This window comes from Kitasatospora cheerisanensis KCTC 2395, assembly GCF_000696185.1.
GTDB lineage: Bacteria > Actinomycetota > Actinomycetes > Streptomycetales > Streptomycetaceae > Kitasatospora > Kitasatospora cheerisanensis.
Genome location: NZ_KK853997.1, coordinates 3,747,334 through 3,764,591 on the forward strand (window position 1 = coordinate 3,747,334; position 17,258 = coordinate 3,764,591).

Annotated in this window: 14 protein-coding genes and 1 pseudogene; 1 reads left to right on the forward strand and 14 read right to left on the reverse strand. The window is 75.3% G+C overall.

Features of this window, described 5'->3' with window-relative positions; all coding sequences use genetic code 11:
• Window positions 1-192: 192 nt before the first annotated feature.
• From KCH_RS16960 to bldG, 11 genes are all read right to left on the reverse strand, one after another.
• Window positions 193-543 (reverse strand): hypothetical protein, encoded by a 351-nt coding sequence (locus tag KCH_RS16960; protein ID WP_035863946.1) that lies wholly within the window; start codon window positions 541-543, stop codon window positions 193-195.
• Window positions 495-1,025, reverse strand: a complete 531-nt coding sequence (locus tag KCH_RS16965) for a hypothetical protein (RefSeq protein ID WP_035863948.1) — start codon at window positions 1,023-1,025, stop codon at window positions 495-497. Before KCH_RS16965 ends, KCH_RS16960 begins: the two co-directional genes overlap by 49 nt.
• A gap of 459 nt (window positions 1,026-1,484) precedes the next feature.
• Window positions 1,485-2,690, reverse strand: a complete 1,206-nt coding sequence (locus tag KCH_RS16970; RefSeq protein WP_035863950.1) for a DNA polymerase III subunit delta' — start codon at window positions 2,688-2,690, stop codon at window positions 1,485-1,487.
• A gap of 153 nt (window positions 2,691-2,843) precedes the next feature.
• Window positions 2,844-3,065 carry a hypothetical protein gene (locus tag KCH_RS44555; protein WP_244305349.1) on the reverse strand — a complete coding sequence of 74 codons (222 nt, stop codon included), beginning with the start codon at window positions 3,063-3,065 and terminating at the stop codon, window positions 2,844-2,846.
• The gene (gene tmk, locus KCH_RS16975) at window positions 2,957-5,989 is read right to left on the reverse strand and encodes a dTMP kinase (protein WP_244305350.1); all 3,033 of its coding nucleotides are present in this window, start codon (window positions 5,987-5,989) and stop codon (window positions 2,957-2,959) included. Before tmk ends, KCH_RS44555 begins: the two co-directional genes overlap by 109 nt.
• A gap of 78 nt (window positions 5,990-6,067) precedes the next feature.
• Window positions 6,068-8,944 carry a type I DNA topoisomerase gene (gene topA / locus KCH_RS16980; RefSeq protein WP_035863952.1) on the reverse strand — a complete coding sequence of 959 codons (2,877 nt, stop codon included), beginning with the start codon at window positions 8,942-8,944 and terminating at the stop codon, window positions 6,068-6,070.
• Window positions 8,945-9,326: 382 nt separating this feature from the next.
• Complete coding sequence (locus tag KCH_RS16985) at window positions 9,327-9,815, reverse strand: DUF3592 domain-containing protein (protein WP_035863954.1); 489 nt, start codon at window positions 9,813-9,815, stop codon at window positions 9,327-9,329.
• 261 nt (window positions 9,816-10,076) lie between these two features.
• Entirely contained in the window at window positions 10,077-11,603 is a 1,527-nt protein-coding gene (locus KCH_RS16990) for a DUF7059 domain-containing protein (RefSeq protein WP_035863957.1), read from the reverse strand.
• On the reverse strand, window positions 11,581-12,336 hold the full coding sequence (locus KCH_RS16995; protein WP_157032081.1) for a small secreted protein: 756 nt from the start codon (window positions 12,334-12,336) through the stop codon (window positions 11,581-11,583). Before KCH_RS16995 ends, KCH_RS16990 begins: the two co-directional genes overlap by 23 nt.
• A gap of 251 nt (window positions 12,337-12,587) precedes the next feature.
• Entirely contained in the window at window positions 12,588-12,998 is a 411-nt protein-coding gene (locus KCH_RS17000; RefSeq protein WP_035863959.1) for an ATP-binding protein, read from the reverse strand.
• A 155-nt stretch (window positions 12,999-13,153) separates the two neighbouring features.
• On the reverse strand, window positions 13,154-13,495 hold the full coding sequence (bldG, locus tag KCH_RS17005) for an anti-sigma factor antagonist BldG (protein WP_014136695.1): 342 nt from the start codon (window positions 13,493-13,495) through the stop codon (window positions 13,154-13,156).
• Between the two features lie 221 nt (window positions 13,496-13,716).
• Here bldG and KCH_RS17010 point away from each other — a divergent pair, with 221 nt between their 5' ends.
• Window positions 13,717-16,083 carry a DEAD/DEAH box helicase gene (locus KCH_RS17010; RefSeq protein ID WP_084224216.1) on the forward strand — a complete coding sequence of 789 codons (2,367 nt, stop codon included), beginning with the start codon at window positions 13,717-13,719 and terminating at the stop codon, window positions 16,081-16,083.
• A 105-nt stretch (window positions 16,084-16,188) separates the two neighbouring features.
• Here KCH_RS17010 and KCH_RS44560 read toward each other — a convergent pair.
• From KCH_RS44560 to KCH_RS46625, 3 genes and pseudogenes are all read right to left on the reverse strand, one after another.
• A pseudogene (locus tag KCH_RS44560) lies at window positions 16,189-16,509 on the reverse strand (Rv3654c family TadE-like protein); the annotation flags it as partial.
• Between the two features lie 65 nt (window positions 16,510-16,574).
• Complete coding sequence (locus KCH_RS39715; protein ID WP_425268775.1) at window positions 16,575-16,877, reverse strand: TadE family type IV pilus minor pilin; 303 nt, start codon at window positions 16,875-16,877, stop codon at window positions 16,575-16,577.
• Between the two features lie 37 nt (window positions 16,878-16,914).
• Window positions 16,915-17,166: a DUF4244 domain-containing protein gene (locus tag KCH_RS46625; protein ID WP_063750289.1), complete on the reverse strand. Its 252-nt coding sequence runs from the start codon at window positions 17,164-17,166 to the stop codon at window positions 16,915-16,917.
• Between the last annotated feature and the right edge of the window lie 92 nt (window positions 17,167-17,258).

Here is a 17,258-nt window from a genome sequence, read left to right on the forward strand (position 1 = left end):
CAGGCCGACCGACCGCCGATCGACCGTCGCCCGACCGCTGCACAACCCTCGCCCCGACCGCCGCACAACCGTGGCCCCGACCCCCGCACGACCGCCGCACAACCGTGGCCCCGACCCCCGCACGACCGCCGCACCACCGTCGGCCGGCCGTCGCCCGGCCGCCCCGGTCGTGCACCACCGATCCCCCGCAGCTCAGGGCTTCGGCAGCTGCTCCGCCAAGTACTGCACCGCGACCCGGACCAGCCGCATCCGCTCCCGGTCCGTCGAGTAGTCCTGCACGATGTCGGAGATCCGCACCTCGGCCCGCGCCCCGGCGTCCCGCAGCGCCGACTGCACCGCCCGGGCCGAGGCCAGCCCGTCGCCGTCCCGTTTCGCGGCGGCCAGCAGCAGCCGCGCGGGCGGCCCGGCCGGCAGTTCGCCCGCAGCCGTCGCCAGCGCCCGCCCGTCGTACTGGCCGGATACCGCGGCGGCCGCGCCGTACAGGTCGGGGCGGGTCAGGCCGGCCGCGGCCGCGCACGGGGCGCCGCCGTCGACGCCGAGCACCGCCCAGCTGTCGGGGCCGGGCGGCAGGGTGCGGAAGGCGGTGCCGACGGCCGTGCGCAGGGCCGCGTCGTCGGCGACCGCCTGCGGGGCGGCCGCCAGCAGCTCGCAGGGGTGGCCGGTGCCGCTCGGGCCTCGGGGGCGACCAGCACGAACGGGCGGGCCTTGCCGGTCTTCACGGCCGAGGCCACGCCGTCGAACACGTCCGGCAGGTCCTCGTCGGCGGTCCGCCCGGCCGTCCCGGAGTGCACCACGATCACCGGGAAGCGGGCCGCCCCGTCCTGCCCGTACTCGGCGGGCAGCCACACCCGTACGGCGCGCGGCCGCCCGTCCGGGCCGGGCACCTGGCCCTGCAGCAGTTCGCCGCCCGCCGGCCGGGCCACGCTGCCGAACAGCACGGCCGGCGGCGCGGACGACGCCGGCGACGCGGGCGCGGGTTCGGGCGGTGCGGCGGGGACGGGCTGCTCCGCGCCGACGGCCGCCACCGCCTGCCGGGCGGCCCCCGGCCGGGCCGTTCACCGAGCAGCACGGCCACGCCGAGCGCGCTCACGCACGTCAGGCAGAGCGCCGCCGCGCCCGCCCGGACCAGCACCGGACGCGCCTCCGCCACCAGTTCGTACGTCTGCGCGGCCCGCAGGTCCCGCCAGCGCAGCATCGCCGACCGGGCCGACCAGCTGCCCGCCACCGCGGCCACCAGCAACAACAGGACGAGGAGCGATCGGGGCATGGGGACGCACCACCTCGGGGAAGGACGGCCGGACGCGAGCGCGTGACCAGTGCACAGGGTGCAAGACCGCGCGCCCCCGGGCCGCCCGGGCGCTACGGGCGTCCCCCCACGTTCACTCGAACGAGCGAACGGCGACGGGGCCAGGGGCGCTCACCTCAGCCCGCGTCCCGGACCGGCGCGCTCAGCCCCCGACCGCGCCCCGCACGGGGGCGGCGGCTCAGCCCGCCCGCAGCGCCACCGTCATCGCCTCGACCGCCAGCAGCGGGTCCACGTTCCGGTCCAGCGCCCGCCGGCAGGCCAGCACCGCCTCCATTCGGCGCAGCGTGTTCTCCGCGGCGCCCTCGCCCGCCACCCGCTGCACGGCCGGCCGCTGGTCCTCGTTGGCCAGCGCCCCGCCCGCGCCGAGCTGCACGGCCAGCACGTCCCGGTAGAAGCCCAGCAGGTCGCCGAGCGCCACGTTCAGCGTCTCCCGGCGGGTGCGGGTGGCCCGGCTCTTCTGCCGCTTCTCGAGTTCCTTGACCGCGCCGGCCATGCCGCGCGGGGCCCGGCTGCCCTCGGCGGCGCCGTACGCGGCCCGCAGGTCGTCGGTCTCCTTGGCGTCCTGGGTCTCGGCGAGCGCCTCGGCGTCGGCCTTCGCGGTGTCGACCAGGCGCTGCGCGGCGGCCAGGCAGCCGCCGAGGTCGGCGACCTCCAGCGGGATCCGCAGCACCTCGGCGCGGCGGGCGCGGGCCTGCTCGTCGACGGCGAGCCGCCGGGAGCGGTCGATGTCGCCCTGCCCGGCCAGCGCGGCGACCCGGGCCGCCTCCGGCTCCACGCCGTCCCGCCGGACCAGCATGTCGGCGACGGCCTCGGCGTGCGGCGTGCGCAGCACCAGCAGCCGGCAGCGGGAGCGGATGGTCGGCAGCACGTCCTGCACGGACGGGGCGCAGAGCAGCCACACAGTGCGCGGCGAGGGCTCCTCGACGCCCTTCAGCAGGGCGTTGGCCGCGGCTTCGGTGAGGCGGTGGGCGGCGTCCACCAGGATCACCGACCAGCGGCCGCCGGTCGGGTAGCTGGAGGCGCGCAGCACCAGGTCGCGCATGTCGCCGACGCCGATGGACAGGCCGTCGGTGCGGACCTGCTTCACGTCGGCGTGGCTGCCGGACAGCACGGTGTGGCAGCCGTCGCAGAAACCGCAGCCGGGCGTGCCGCCGAGTTCCAGGTCGGGGCTGGTGCACTGCAGGGCCGCCGCGAACGCCCGGGCCGCCGTCACCTGGCCGGCGCCGGGCGGGCCGGTGAACAGCCAGGCGTGCGTCATCAGCGAGGCGTTGCCCTCGGGGGCTTCTCCCCGGCCCGCCTGCACGGCCGCCCGGGCCGCCCGCGCGGCCGCCTGCAACTGTTCGACCACCCGGTCCTGTCCGACCAGGTCGTCCCACACACTCACGCCGCGCTCCTCCTCGTCACCGACCCGACGAGCCTAACGCCGTACGGGGACAGCCCGGCCCGCCGCCGGAAGAGGTCAGGGGCGCGGGGAGCCGTGCGGCCGGTCCTGCGCCGCGCGACTCCCCGCGCCCCTGCTCGTTCCGGCCGCGGGCGGTCAGTCCTTGCGGCGCCGCCAGCCGCGCTTCGGCTGCTCGTCCTGGGTGGTCGGCTCCGGGCCCTCGGCCTCCCAGCGGGCCCACTCCTCGCGGGAGCCGAGCAGGCTGTCGGTCAGGCTGGGCAGGTCGTCGAGCGGGGTCTCCTCCGCCCAGTCCGGCCGGGGGCGCAGCTCGCGGGTCCGGGAGGAGTCGTCCTCGTCGCGGAACAGGCCGGGCGGCACCTGCTTGGCCTCCGGTCCGGCGTCCGGCGCGGCGGGCTTGGCCTCGGCGGGCTTGGGCTCGGCTGACTTGGGGCCTTCGGGGCCTCGGGCTCGGGCGCGGCGGTCTTCGGGGACCCGGGCTCGGCCTTGGGCAGCACCGCCGTCTCGGCGTCCTCGATCTTCGGCAGCACGGCGGTCTCGTCGACCGCCGGCTTCGGCAGCTCGCGGGTGGTCTCGCTGTCCGACTCGGCGGCGGGCTCCTCGATCCGGGGCAGCACCGCAGTCTCGGCGGCGGGCTCCTCGATCCGGGGCAGCACCGCGGTCTCGGCGGCCTCCGCGGCCTTGCGGGCGGCCTCGGCGCGCTGCAGCGCCTCCTCGGCGCGGCGCCGCTGCTCCTCCCGCTGCAGGTCGCGCTGGCGCTGGAGTTCGGCGCGGGCGGCCTCCTCGGCGGCGGCCTTGCGGGCGGCGGCGGCCTCGGCGGCGAGCCGGGCCTGCTCGGCGGCCTGCCGCTTCGCCTCTTCCTCCGCCTTGCGGGCGGCTTCCGCCTCGGCCGCGAGGCGGGCTTCCTCGGCGGCCTTGCGGGCGGCCTCGGCCTCGGCGCGGGCGGCTTCCTCGGCGGCGAGGCGGTCCTTCTCGGCCTGCTCGGCGCGGAGTTCCTCCAGCAGGGCGAGGCGCTTGCGCTCGGCCTCCTCGGCGGCCTTCCGGGCGGCCTCGGCCTCGGCGGCCTTGCGGGCGGCTTCCTCGCGGGCCTTGCGCTCCTGGTCGGCCTTGGCGGCCTTCTCCTGGTCGGAGAGCGGCAGCTCGCGGTCGAGCCGGTGGCGGACGGCGGTGGTGACGGCGGCGGGCGGCTGGCTGCCGTCGACGACCAGGTAGCGGGCGGGGTCGGCGGCGGCCAGCGCGAGGAAGCCGGAGCGGACCCGCTGGTGGAACTCGGTGGGCTCGGACTCCAGCCGGTCGAGCGCCTCGGTGAAGCGGTCGCGGGCGGCGGTCGGGTCGACGTCGAGGACGACGGTCAGGTCGGGCACCAGTCCGCCGGTGGCCCAGCGGGAGATCCGGGCGACCTCGGTGGCGGCGAGGTCGCGGCCGGCGCCCTGGTAGGCGATGGAGGAGTCCATGTAGCGGTCGGTGATGACGACGGCTCCGCGCTCCAGCGCGGGGCGGATGACGTTCTCGACGTGCTCGGCCCGGTCGGCGGCGTAGATCAGCGCCTCGGCGCGGTGCGACAGGCCGGTGTTGCCGACGTCCAGGACGAGGGCGCGCAGCCGCTGCCCGATCGGGGAGCCGCCGGGCTCGCGGGTGACGACGACCTCGTGGCCCTTGGCGCGGATCCACTCGGCGAGGGCCTGGGCCTGGGTGGACTTGCCCGCGCCGTCGCCGCCCTCCAGGGCGATGAAGTAGCCCTTGCCGGCGACCCGGTGCGGCGCGACCTCGGCGCCGCCGCGGACGGCCTGGGCGAGCTCGCGGCCGAACGGGACCACGCCGCGCTGGTCGTCGGTCTTCAGCAGGACGACGGCGGCGAGCGCCAGGGTGAGCAGTCCGGCGGTGGAGACGGCGAGCGCGGCGCCGCCGTGGATGAAGGTGAAGCCGCCGGTGCGGACCTCGCCGAGCGAGACCTCGCCGTAGGCGGCGGCCAGCAGCGGCATGCCGACCAGGGCGACGGCGACGACGACCCGCAGCACCGCGTACAGGTGCTCGGTGACCTTGCCGAGGCGGATCTCCTCGATCTCCTGGGCGAGCAGTCCGCGTCCGGTGGCGATGACCACGCCGGCGGCGAGGCCGGCCAGCACGGTGAACAGCAGCACCAGGACGAAGTCGAGGACCAGTCCGGCGAGGATCAGCGCGACGCCGGCGGTGACCAGGCCGAGGGCGAGCAGTCGCCGCCGGGACAGGCCGGGCAGGGTGGCGCGGCTGAGCCGGATGCCGACCGCGGGCGCGCCGGCGGCGGCCAGCACCAGCAGGCCGTAGCCGATCGGGCCGGCCAGGTGCTCGGCGGCGGTGAGCAGGCCGAGCGCGGCGACGCCCGCCATCGCGGCGTAGGCGGCGGCGATCGAGAAGGTGAAGTACGGGGCGGAGCCGGTGCGGCCCTTCTTCAGGGACGGGCCGGGGGTCGCGTCGGTGGGCGCGCGCAGGCCCTGCAGCGGGGAGCGCGGCGGGGTGTTGGCACCGGCGGGCAGCTCCTGGAAGTACAGCAGCGCGGCGTTGACCACGAACAGCGCGGCGGTGCCGAGCGCGGCGGCGGTGACTTGGTGGTCGCGCAGCCAGTGCAGGCCGACCGCGGCGAGCACGTTGTTGAGCAGGGTGAGCGCGACCAGTCCGGTGGCGGCCAGCGGCAGCGCGGCCCAGCCGGTGCGCAGGTCGAGGGTGCGGACGGCGTCGAGCGAGGCGGCCGCGGGCGGGCCGGGCTGCTCGGGGACGGCCAGCAGGGCGGGGACGGCGGCGGCCTTGCCGATCGTCCAGACCCGCTCGGCGGCGCCGGCCAGGAAGACGGAGCCGAGCAGCAGCCAGGTCGCGGAGCCGGGCGACCAGACCACCCACCAGGGGGCGAGGCCGATCAGCAGGGCGCGGACCAGGTCGGCGCCGAGCAGGCTCCAGCGGCGGTCGATCCGGCCGCCGACCAGGGCGTGCACGGGGCCGAGCAGGGCGGCGCCGAACAGGCCGGAGGCGATCAGCCGGGCCGCGAACAGGGCGGCGACGGCGAGCGCGAGCGACCGGTAGCTGTGCCCGAACTGCCCGCCGAGGGCGGTGGCGACCACCGTGAGCGGCACCAGCACCAGCAGGGACAGCCGGTCGGCGGTGCCGCCGAGCAGCTGGGTGGTCCACAGTTTGCGGTAGGGCCGCAGCCGGAGCAGCGCACGGGCCCGTTCACCGGGTGTCCCGGCGGGGGCGACCTCGGGGAGGCCGCGGGCGGCGGTGCGTGCGGTGGGGGGCAGCTCCTCGCTCGTCATACGGTCAGCGTAGCGAGTGCGCGGCCCCGACCTTAACGGGCCTGCCCGGATTCGAACAGGCCCGTTACGGAGTGTCCGTCAGCTCTCCTCGGATGCGTTCTCCGCGGCTGCCGTCTTCTTCGCGGCGGCGGTCTTGGCGGTGGTCTTCTTGGCCGCCGTCTTCTTGGCCGCGGCGGTGGTCTTGGCCGCCGTGGTCTTCTTCGCCGCCGTCTTCTTGGCCGCGGTGGTCTTCTTCGCGGCGGTGGCGGTCTTCTTCGCCGGGGCCTTCTTCGCCGCCTTCTTCACCGGTCCGCGGGCGCGCTTCTCGGCAAGCAGCTCGAACGCCCGCTCCGGGGTGATGGTCTCCACCTCGTCGTCCTTGCGGAGCGTCGCGTTGGTCTCCCCGTCGGTGACGTACGGGCCGAACCGGCCGTCCTTGACCACCACCGGCTTCTCACTGACCGGGTCGTTGCCGAGCTCCTTCAGCGGGGCCGCGGCGGCGGCCCGGCCGCGCTGCTTGGGCTGGGCGTAGATCGCCAGCGCCTCGTCCAGGGTGATGCTGAGCAGCTGGTCCTCGCTGGTCAGCGAGCGCGAGTCGGTGCCGCGCTTGAGGTACGGGCCGTAGCGGCCGTTCTGCGCGGTGATCTCGTTGCCCTCGGCGTCGGTGCCGACCACCCGGGGCAGCGACAGCAGGCGCAGCGCGTCCTCCAGCGTGACGGTGTCCAGGTCCATGGACTTGAACAGCGAGGCCGTGCGCGGCTTGACGGCGTTCTTGCCGGTCTTCGGGGTGCCCTCGGGCAGCACCTCGGTGACGTACGGGCCGTACCGGCCGGCCTTGGCGACCAGCGGGTTGCCACTGACCGGGTCGGTGCCGAGCTCGCGCTCGCCGCTGGGCTTGGCGAGCAGTTCCTCGGCGAGTTCGACGGTCAGCTCGTCCGGCGGCAGCTCGTCGGGGACGTCGGCGCGCTGGCCGGTCTCGCCCTCGACGGCGGCGGGGCGCTCCACGTACGGGCCGTAGCGGCCGACCCGGAGCACGATGCCGTCGCCGACCGGGAAGGAGCTGATCTCGCGGGCGTCGATCGCGCCGAGGTCGGTGACGAGTTCCTTCAGGCCGCCGAGGTGGTCGCCGTCACCGTTGCCCGCGTCGGCGGCGCCGCCGGTGGTGCCGTTGGCCTCGCCCTCGCCGAAGTAGAAGCGCTTGAGCCACGGCACGGACTCGGCCTGGCCGGCCGCGATCCGGTCGAGGTCGTCCTCCATCCGCGCGGTGAAGTCGTAGTCGACGAGCCGGCCGAAGTGCTTCTCCAGCAGGTTGACCACGGCGAACGAGAGGAAGGAGGGCACCAGGGCGGTGCCCTTCTTGAACACGTACTTGCGGTTGATGATCGTATCGATGATCGACGCGTAGGTGGACGGGCGGCCGATCTCGCGGTCTTCCAGCTCCTTGACCAGCGAGGCCTCGGTGTAGCGGGCCGGCGGCTTGGTGGCGTGGCCCTCCGGGGTGAGCCGCTCGGCGGCCAGCGGGTCGCCCTCGGCGACCTGCGGCAGCCGGCGCTCGCGGTCGTCGAGCTCGGCGTTCGGGTCGTCCGCGCCCTCGACGTAGGCCTTCAGGAAGCCGTGGAAGGTGATGATCTTGCCGGAGGCGGAGAACTCGGCGTCCCGGCCGTCCGCGGAGCGCCCGCCGACCTTGACGGTGACGGACTGGCCGACGGCGTCCTTCATCTGGGAGGCGACGGTGCGCATCCAGATCAGCTCGTACAGGCGGAAGTCGTCGCCGCTCAGCCCGGTCTCGGCGGGCGTGCGGAACCGGTCGCCGGACGGGCGGATCGCCTCGTGCGCCTCCTGCGCGTTCTTCACCTTGGAGGCGTAGGTGCGCGGCGCGTCCGGCAGGTAGTCGGCCCCGTAGAGCTGGGTGACCTGGGCGCGGGCGGCGGTGACCGCGGTGTCCGACAGCGTGGTCGAGTCGGTGCGCATATAGGTGATGAAGCCGTTCTCGTACAGCTTCTGCGCGACCTGCATGGTCCGCTTGGCGCCGAAGCCCAGCTTGCGGCTGGCCTCCTGCTGCAGCGTGGTGGTGCGGAACGGCGCGTACGGCGAGCGGCGGTAGGGCTTGGACTCGACGCTGCGGACGCTGAACGCGGTCTGCTCCAGCGCGGCGGCCAGCGTGCGGGCGGCCTGCTCGTCCAGGTGCAGGGTGGTCGCGGCGGACTTCAGCCGGCCGTCCGGGCCGAAGTCGCGGCCGGTGGCGACGCGCTTGCCGTCGACGGTGACCAGGCGGGCGCCGAAGGACTCCGGGTTGGCCGCGTCGGCGGCGGAGCGGCCGGTGCCGAAGGTGCCGACCAGGTCCCAGTAGGAGGCGGAGGTGAAGGCGATCCGCTCGCGCTCGCGCTCGACCACCAGGCGGGTGGCGACCGACTGGACGCGGCCCGCCGACAGCTTCGGCATGACCTTCTTCCACAGCACCGGGGAGACCTCGTAGCCGTAGAGGCGGTCCAGGATGCGGCGGGTCTCCTGCGCGTCGACCAGGCGCTTGTTCAGATGGCGCGGGTTGCGCACGGCCTCCTGGATGGCGTCCTTGGTGATCTCGTGGAAGACCATCCGGTGGACCGGCACCTTGGGCTTCAGCACTTCCTGCAGGTGCCACGCGATGGCCTCGCCCTCGCGGTCCTCATCGGTGGCGAGGAAGAGCTCGTCGGACTCCTTGAGCAGCGACTTCAGCTTGGTGACCTGGGACTTCTTGTCCGGGTTGACCACGTAGATCGGGGCGAAGTCGTGGTCCACGTCGACGCCGAGGCGGCGCACCTCGCCGGTGTACTCGTCCGGGACCTCGGCGGCCGTGCCGGGCAGGTCGCGGATGTGACCGACACTGGCCTCGACGATGTAGCCGGGCCCGAGGTAGCCCTTGATCGTCTTGGCCTTGGCCGGCGACTCGACGATGACGAGTCGCTTGCCGTGCGCGGTCTCGCTGCTCGGGGACACCTTCGCTCTTCTCTCCCGGTCGTTTACCAAAGCTCCTGGGCAGTCGCACGCGACGGTCCCACCAGCGGAGTGTGACCGTACCCTGGCCACCCTTGTCAAACGGACGGATGCCGCTTTTTCACCGGCAAGGCCGACCGACGCCACTCGAACGGTAACCCGATGGCCGCTCTTCGGGCATGTCTTTCCCGGGCAAGCGGGCCTTCGCCGACGGCGCGGAGGAAGAACGGAACGGCGCCGTCCGGCCCCGGTCCGGGCCGGCTCCCGGCGGCGGAACACGGACAGACGCGAACGGATGCGGTCAGTTCCGGCGCGGTGTCGGGCGGCCGGTTCTGTGGGCAGTCCGGCCGGCGGTCCCGCGAGTGTCGCGGCCGGTCGGCGCGGGTCAGCGCAGGGCGAGCGCGAGCAGGGTGAGGCCGCCCGCCAGGGCCGAGGTGCCGAGCAGGGCCCAGAACAGGTCGGCGGGCAGCGAGGGCAGCTCCTCGTGCGCGGCCAGCACCACCCGGTCCGGACGCCGCGGGTCGTAGGCGACCTGGACGGCCGCGCCCGGGGCCAGCCGGGGCGGGCGGCGCAGCGGGGTGTGCCCGCGCGGGCGGGACAGCACCAGCCGGCCCACCGGGTCCGGGCGGAGTTCGTGGACGGTGCCGAGTCCGGCGTCGACGGGACCGCCGACGGTGTCCACGGGGTAGGAGAGCAGCGGGCTGCTGTCCATCGCCTCGGCGCGGTCCCGGTCAGCGACGACCTGGGCGGTGGCGGCCACGCCGTACCGGCGCAGATGGTGGCGAAGGCGCAGTTCCACGGCGCACCACAGCAGCAGCGCGCTCCCGAAGGCCGTCAGAACCGCCCCGCCAGCCAGCGTCGTCGGCGTCTCCACCCGGTCCTCCCCGCACTGCCCACAGCCTGTGGACAGCACCCTGGCAGCCGGTGGACAACCCGCGGCGGACGTCCGGCGTCCGGCGGGCCACGCCCGGGGAACGGCCGGGTGAACGCCGCCGCGGGCCCGCCGGGGCGGCGGACCCGCGCGAGGTCGGGCCGCCCGTGGTGTGCAACGCCGACGGGCCGCCCGGGTCACCGGATCCGCCGGACCCGGGCGGGCGCCCTGGTGACCAATGTCACCGCCGCGGGGACCGCCGGGTCAGCGGATCGGCTCGATGAACCCCTGCTCGGTGAGCAGCCGCAGCGACTCGGGCACCCGGGACCGCAGCTGCGCCGCGTCCTCGCCGAGCAGCTGGGCGATCGCGTCGACGATCTCCCCGGCGGCCAGCGTGCCGTCGCAGACGCCGACGAAGCCCGCGCCGACGGTGTCGACCTTGGTGGCGCGGCGCATGCCCCGGTTGTGGCGGAGCACCACGTGCTCGGGGTCCTCGGAGCCGGGCGCGCCGATCTGCTCCTGCACCACCTCGTCGGCGAGCAGGTAGCGGGCGGCCAGCAGGCCGGCGTCGTCGTGGGAGCGCAGGAAGTCCTGGCGGGCGAACCACTCCTCGATGTGCGGGCCGAGCGGCTGCTCGACCGGGTGCGGCCACTCCTCGATCCGCACCACCGGGTCGGCGGCGCCGGAGGCCCGCAGGGTGATCCAGCCGAAGCCGACGGCCTCGACGCCGGCCGCCTCGAAGCTGTCCAGCCACTCCTCGTACCGGGCGCGGTACTCGTCGCCGCGGTGGTCGCCGCCGTCGCGCAGCCACAGCTCGGCGTACTGGGCGACGTCCTGCACCTCGCGCTGCACGATCCAGGCGTCCAGGCCGGTGCCGGCCACCCAGCCGGCCAGCCGGTCCCGCCAGTCCTCGCCCTTGACGTGCTGCCAGTTCGCCAGCAGGTGGCAGTAGCCGCCGGGCTCCAGGTGGTCGGCGGCGCCGCGGACCACGCTGCGGCACAGCTCGTCGCCGGCCATGCCGCCGTCCCGGTAGGTGAACCGGCCGGCCGGGGAGATCACGAACGGCGGGTTGGAGACGATCAGGTCGAAGCGCCACTCGCCGATCGGCTCGTACAGGCTGCCCTCGGCGGTGGTCACGTTGTCGAAGCCGGACAGCGCGGCGGTCAGCCGGGTGAAGTGCAGGGCGCGCGGGTTGAGGTCGGTGGCGGTGACCCGCTGGGCGTGCCGGGCCGCGTGCAGCGCCTGCACGCCGGAGCCGGAGCCCAGGTCGAGCACCTCGCGCACCGGGCGACGCACCGTCAGGTTGGCCAGCGTGGTGGACGCGCCGCCCACCCCGAGCACCAGGTCGCGCCGCTCGACGCCCGCGTCGGTGCGGCCGGAGCCGATGCCGCCCGCGCCGCCGACGGCGCAGCCGAGGTCGGACACCACCCAGGCGTCCGCGCTGGGCAGGCCGGCCACCTCGTCGGCGTACGGCCGCACGTCCACGGTGGCGCGCAGCTCGGCGCCCTCGCGCACCAGCCAGCCGTCCGCGAGCAGGCCCTCGACGGGCAGCGCGGCCGCGGCGGCGCTCTCCGACACGGGCTGCTGCAGCAGGAACAGCCGCACCAGGGTCTCCAGCGGCGAGTCGCCGCGGGTCGCCCGCAGGGCCGGTACGGCCTCGCTGCGGGCCAGCGCCGCGTAGGCGGACGGGCCGAGCAGGTCGAGCAATCCGTCGGCGGTGAAGGAGGCCTTCAGCAGCGCCTCCCGCAGTTCCGCCGTCCGGCCGGTATCAAGAACGGGGCTGTTCGTCACCCGGACATTCTCCCCCGTCCGCCGGCGCGGCCCGTCCACCGCACCGGCGGACGGGCCGACGGGGCGTCAGCTCTTGGCCGCGGAGGGCGATCCGGCCGCCTGGTCGGGCGTGCCGGCGGACGGGGCTCCGGACGGCGCCGCGTTCGCGCCCGGGGACGCGGCGCCGGACGCGGCGGCCCCGACGGGTCGGCGGCGGCGCGCCGGCCGTGGCCGCCTTGCAGCCGGGCTGCCTCTTGATCGCGTCGCCGAGGTCGCCGCTCTGCAGCGTGGCGAGCGCGCCGGTGGACACCTGGGACAGGCGCTGCACCTGGTCGCCGACGCTGCGCAGGCCGTCCGCGAACTTGGCCTGATCGGCGTTGGTCAGCCCGTCGAGCTTCTTCTGCGCGTCCAGGTAGCCCTGCGCGACCTGCTTCAGCTCGTTGACGGCGTCCTGCTGGACCTTCGCCCCGTCGTCGATCTTCGGCGCGCCGGCCTTCTGCACCGCGTCCGCCAACTGCTGGTTGGTGGTGGCCAGCGCGGCCAGGTCGGTGGACAGCCGCTTCTGCAGGTCGACCGGGGACTCGCCGTCCTTGACGTTTCCGGTGTCGGCGAGCGCGGCCCGGGACTGCGCGATCGGGTCCCGCGAGGCATCGCAGACGTTCTTCGCCCAGCCGTCGAGCTGCTTCGCCGAGTCGTCGGCGGAGCAGCCGACGGCGGCGAGCGCGAGCAGCGCGCCGAGCGCGGAGACGGTCACCAGTCGCTTCTTCACCGGGGCCCTTTCGGTCGCTGACACCCGGTCCGGGCGTCGACCAGCGAACCTACACGGCCGACCGCCCCCGCCCGGCGGGAAGGCCGCAGCCGGGGGCATCCGCGCAGCTCAGCGCGGTCCGTCGGGTGAAGCCGGCCGGGGGGCCAGGGGTGCCGGGCACGGGGCGCAGCGCGCGGGCGGGCGGCTGTGCCGGGCGTAGCGGCCCGCGGGCACAGGCGGCAGCGCGGCGGCGGGTCTCAGACCGTGACGGAGGCCGGCGAGACCGGCCAGCTCATCCGGATCACGCCGCCGTCGGCGCCGTTGCCCACCTCGACGTCCTCGACCAGGCCGGTGATGACCGCCAGGCCGAGCGCGTCCTCGTCCTCGGCGCCGCTGCCCGGGGCTCCGGTGTGGCCCGGGCCGGCCTCGTCGGCGACCTCGATGAGGAAGCGCTTCTCCTGCTCGGTCAGGGCGACCCGGACCGCGCCCTCCACGCCGTTGCGCTGGTGCAGCGCCACCGCGCGGGAGCAGGCCTCGCCCACGGCGAGCCGCAACTCGTCGAGCACCGACTCGTCCACCCCGGCGCGTCTGGCCACCGCGGCGGCCACCAGTCGGGCGGTGCGCACGTGCTCGGGAAGTGCGCTGAATCGAAGTTCGACGGTTGCCATGTCTCCCCTCCGGGGTTGCTCCCCGCCGCCGGGCGCGGCGGCCCGTACGGCGGAGGCGGGAACACCGACCACGCCGGCCGGGCAGGGCTCAGAGCCCGGCCGACCGGCGGCGGTCGATCGAGAAGATTCGGTTGGAACGGCGGACCGACGGAACGTCAGTCGGTCGCGGCGACGGCCTCGTCCACCGAGTTGTGGATCGGGAACACCTTGGTGAGACCGGTGATCCGGAAGATCTTCAGGATGCGCTCCTGGTTGCACACCAGGCGCAGCGAACCCTCGTGCGCACGCACCCGCTTCAGGCCGCCGACCAGCACACCGAGGCCGGTGGAGTCGAGGAAATCCACGCCCTCCATGTCCACGACCAAGTGGTAGTTGCCGTCGTTGACGAGCTCGACAAGCTGCTCGCGCAGCTTGGGGGCGGTGTACACATCGATCTCGCCGCCAACCTCGACGACCGTGCGATCGCCGACAGTACGGGTCGACAGGGACAGGTCCACGGAACCTCCAGCACCTTGCCTTGCTACGTCATTGCGATCTTCAGCCCGGCGGCTGCGACCGCTTGGTCACAGGCCCAGGGCGCGGCAAACCGGCAGGTCGGAGCCTCGGCGTTGCGGCCCTCGGCCATGCGGCCGTCACGGCTTCATTCAACCACTTGCGACCATGGACGCACGATGGTTAACAGCGATTCTCCGTCACGCCGGTGACACACTGGGTCTTCATGCCGCCCCGTCACCACCAGCCCGAGGCCCTGCTCGCGACCCTTTCCACCGAGCGCGGCAGGTCGGATCGCCTCACCCATACGGAGCACTTGCCCGCCCGCGAGGCACGCTACGCCCCTTGGCCGGAAGGAATCCGTCAGGAGGTGGTGGCGGCCGCCGCCGGGCTCGGCGTGCTGCTGCCCTGGGCGCACCAGGCGGAGGCCATGGACCTGGCCGCGGCCGGGCGGACCACGGTGATCGCGACCGGTACCGCTTCGGGCAAGTCGTTGGGCTATCTGGCCCCCGTGCTGAGCGACCTGCTCACCGGCACCGAGGCCCGCAACGGGCGCGGCGCCACCGCGCTGTACCTCGCGCCGACCAAGGCGCTGGCCGCCGACCAGCGCCGGCGCGCCGCCGAGCTCGTCCCCGACCGGGTCCGGGTGGCCCTGTACGACGGTGACACGCCTCCGCAGGAGCGCGAGTGGGTGCGGCAGTACGCGTCGTACGTGCTGACCAATCCCGACATGCTGCACCGGGGCATACTCCCGGCCCACCCGCGCTGGTCGTCCTTCCTGAAGGCGCTGAAGTACGTGGTGATCGACGAGTGCCACACCTACCGCGGGGTGTTCGGCTCGCACGTCGCCCAGGTGCTGCGCCGGCTGCGGCGGCTGTGCGCCCGCTACGGCGCGTCGCCGACCTTCCTGCTGGCCTCGGCCACCACCGCCGAGCCGGCCGTCACCGCGCAGCGCCTGACCGGCCTGCCCGCCACGGCCGTCACCGAGGACTGCTCGCCGCGCGGCCCGCTGGTGTTCGCGCTCTGGGAGCCGCCGCTGACCGAGAACGTCGGCGAGCACGGCGCGCCCGTCCGCCGCTCGGCCACCGCCGAGGCCGGCTACCTGCTCACCGACCTGGTCCACGGCGGCACCCGGACCGTCGCCTTCGTCCGCTCCCGCCGGGCCGCCGAACTGGTCGCCCTGCAGGCCCAGGAGCAGCTCGGCCAGCCGCTCGCCGCCCGGGTCGCCGCCTATCGCGGCGGCTACCTGGCCGAGGAGCGCCGCGCCCTGGAGCGCGACCTGCACACCGGCCGGCTGCTCGGCCTCGCCTCCACCTCCGCCCTCGAACTCGGCGTGGACGTCTCCGGCCTGGACGCCGTCCTGCTGGCCGGCTACCCCGGCACCCGGGCCTCCCTCTGGCAGCAGGCCGGGCGCGCCGGGCGCGAGGGGCAGGGCGCGCTGGCGGTGCTGATCGCCCGGGACGACCCGCTGGACACCTACCTCGTCCACCACCCCGACGCGCTGTTCGCGACCCCGGTGGAGGCGACCGTCCTCGACCCGGACAACCCGCACGTGCTGGCCCCGCACCTGTGCGCGGCCGCGGCCGAACTCCCGCTCACCGACACCGACCTGGAGCTCTTCGGACCGTCCAGCGAGCCGCTGCTGCCGGTGCTGGAGCAGCGCGGGCTGCTGCGCCGCCGGGCGGACGGCTCCTGGTACTGGACCCGCCGGGAGCGCGCCGTGGACGGCGTCGACCTGCGCGGCAGCGGCGGCAGCCCCGTGCAGATCGTCGAGGCGGACACCGGGCGGCTGCTCGGCACGGTGGACGCCGAGGCCGCGCACACCACCGTGCACACCGGCGCCGTGCACCTGCACCGGGGGCTCACGTACCTGGTCCGCGAGTTCGACCTGGACTCCTCGGTGGCGCTGGTCTCCCCCGCGAACCCGCCGTACACCACCTCCGCTCGGGACATCACCTCGATCTCGATCCTGTCCACCGACACCACCGAGGACTGGGGCGAGGCGCGGCTCAGCTTCGGCTCGGTGGAGGTGGTCAACCAGGTCGTCGGCTATCTGCGCAAGCGGATCTCCACCGGCGAGATCCTCGGTGAGAGCAAGCTCGACCTGCCGCCCCGCACCCTGCGCACCCGGGCCGTCTGGTGGTCCGTCACCGAGGACCAACTCCTCGACGCGGTCATTCCGTTCGACCAGCTCCCCGGCGCGGCCCACGCCGCCGAGCACGCCTCGATCGGCCTCCTCCCGCTGTTCGCCACCTGCGACCGCTGGGACATCGGCGGCGTCTCCGTCCCGCTGCATCCCGACACCGGCCTGCCCACCGTCTTCGTCTACGACGGTCACTCCGGTGGTGCGGGCTTCGCGGAGCGAGGCTTCCGCCGCGCCGTCGAGTGGCTGACCGCGACCCGCGACGCCATCGCCGCCTGCGAGTGCGACCGCGGGTGCCCGTCCTGCGTCCAGTCCCCGAAGTGCGGCAACGGCAACGAGCCCCTCGACAAGGCCGCCGCCATCCGCCTGCTCACCGTCCTCCTCGCCGGCGCCCCCGGACGCCCCGCCCCGGGCGGCGACGCGAACGAGGCTGCCGATTCGACTGCTTGACGGCCCGTCGACCGGCTCGGCCGAGCTGTCGCCCCAGGCCCAGAGCGGGCCGGCCCGGGAGCAGGCACGGGCCGGGCCGAGCGGGAGGGGCGGGCCGTGGACGGGGACCTGGACGACCACCTCCACCGCGTCCTGCTCCGGCAGGACACGGCAGGAGATCAGCTCGGCACCGCCCTCCTGAGCCCGCGTCAGTTCGGCCGCCCGGCCGCACCCGCCGTCCGGGTCGAGCAGCAGTCGGTCGGCGGCGGCCAGCGCGGCCAGGTCCGCCGCCGACTCGGCACGGTGGCGGCCGGCCACGGCCGCACCCACCGTCAGGCAGGCCGAGAACACCACCACACCCAGCAGGCCCAGGGCGACCAGCCACACCGTCGCCGACCCGCGGTCGGGTGCCGCGGGGGCGTCGGGCCGGTCTTCCGGTTCTCGCACAGCGCTCAACTCCTTTCGGGATCCCGGTTCTCAGCTGTCGGCGGTCAGCACGTCCTCCCGGGCGCTCACCGCGGTGGCGGTGAGGTGGACGGACAGCAGGGCGGCGAGGCGGCCGGGGCCAGGGCAGGGGGCCTCGACGGTGACCCGGGCGGTGGCGGTGTCCAGCGAGACCGCGACCTTCGCGCCGTGCGGGCGGCCGCCGCTGCGACGGCCGCCGCGTCACCGTCGCCGCGGGCGGCGGCCCGGGCGCCGGCCCGGGCCGCGTCCACGCAGCGGATCTGGGCCCCGGCGGCGACCACGCCCCAGACCAGCATGACCGCGAGCAGCACCAGCGCGGGCAGGGCCACCGCCGTCTCGGCGGTGACCATCCCCGAGTCCGGCGCCCCGGCCCGACCTGACCGGCGGTCAGACCGCATGCAGGGCACGGTCCAGGACGTCCGACAGCGCGCCGGAGACCGTGCCGCTGGTCACCACCTTGTAGAGCACCGCCGCGAAGGCGCACGCCGCGACCGTGCCGATCGCGTACTCGGCGGTGCTCATTCCGGCGTCGGACGGACCGGCCGCCATCGTCCGGTACCGGTGGCGCAGCCAGTCGCCGAGCCTGCGGGCGGCGCGCCTCGCGGGCCTCGGCCGGACGGGCAGGGAGGGGGTGGTCATCATGGTGAATTCCCTTCGTAGTGGCGGACGTTCCGTTCGGAGCTTCCGCAGGAGTGGACGTCGTTCTGCAGGGGTCGTCATTCGGCAGAACG

What these genes read in the sequence shown, in the direction of transcription:
- tmk (WP_244305350.1), bottom strand. Translation starts at nt 5,989, where the DNA reads ATGACGAGCGAGGAGCTGCCCCCCACCGCACGCACCGCCGCCCGCGGC.
- KCH_RS17000 (WP_035863959.1), bottom strand. Translation starts at nt 12,998, where the DNA reads ATGGCAACCGTCGAACTTCGATTCAGCGCACTTCCCGAGCACGTGCGC.
- KCH_RS17010 (WP_084224216.1), top strand. Translation starts at nt 13,717, where the DNA reads ATGCCGCCCCGTCACCACCAGCCCGAGGCCCTGCTCGCGACCCTTTCC.
- KCH_RS39715 (WP_425268775.1), bottom strand. Translation starts at nt 16,877, where the DNA reads ATGGTCACCGCCGAGACGGCGGTGGCCCTGCCCGCGCTGGTGCTGCTC.
- KCH_RS46625 (WP_063750289.1), bottom strand. Translation starts at nt 17,166, where the DNA reads ATGACCACCCCCTCCCTGCCCGTCCGGCCGAGGCCCGCGAGGCGCGCC.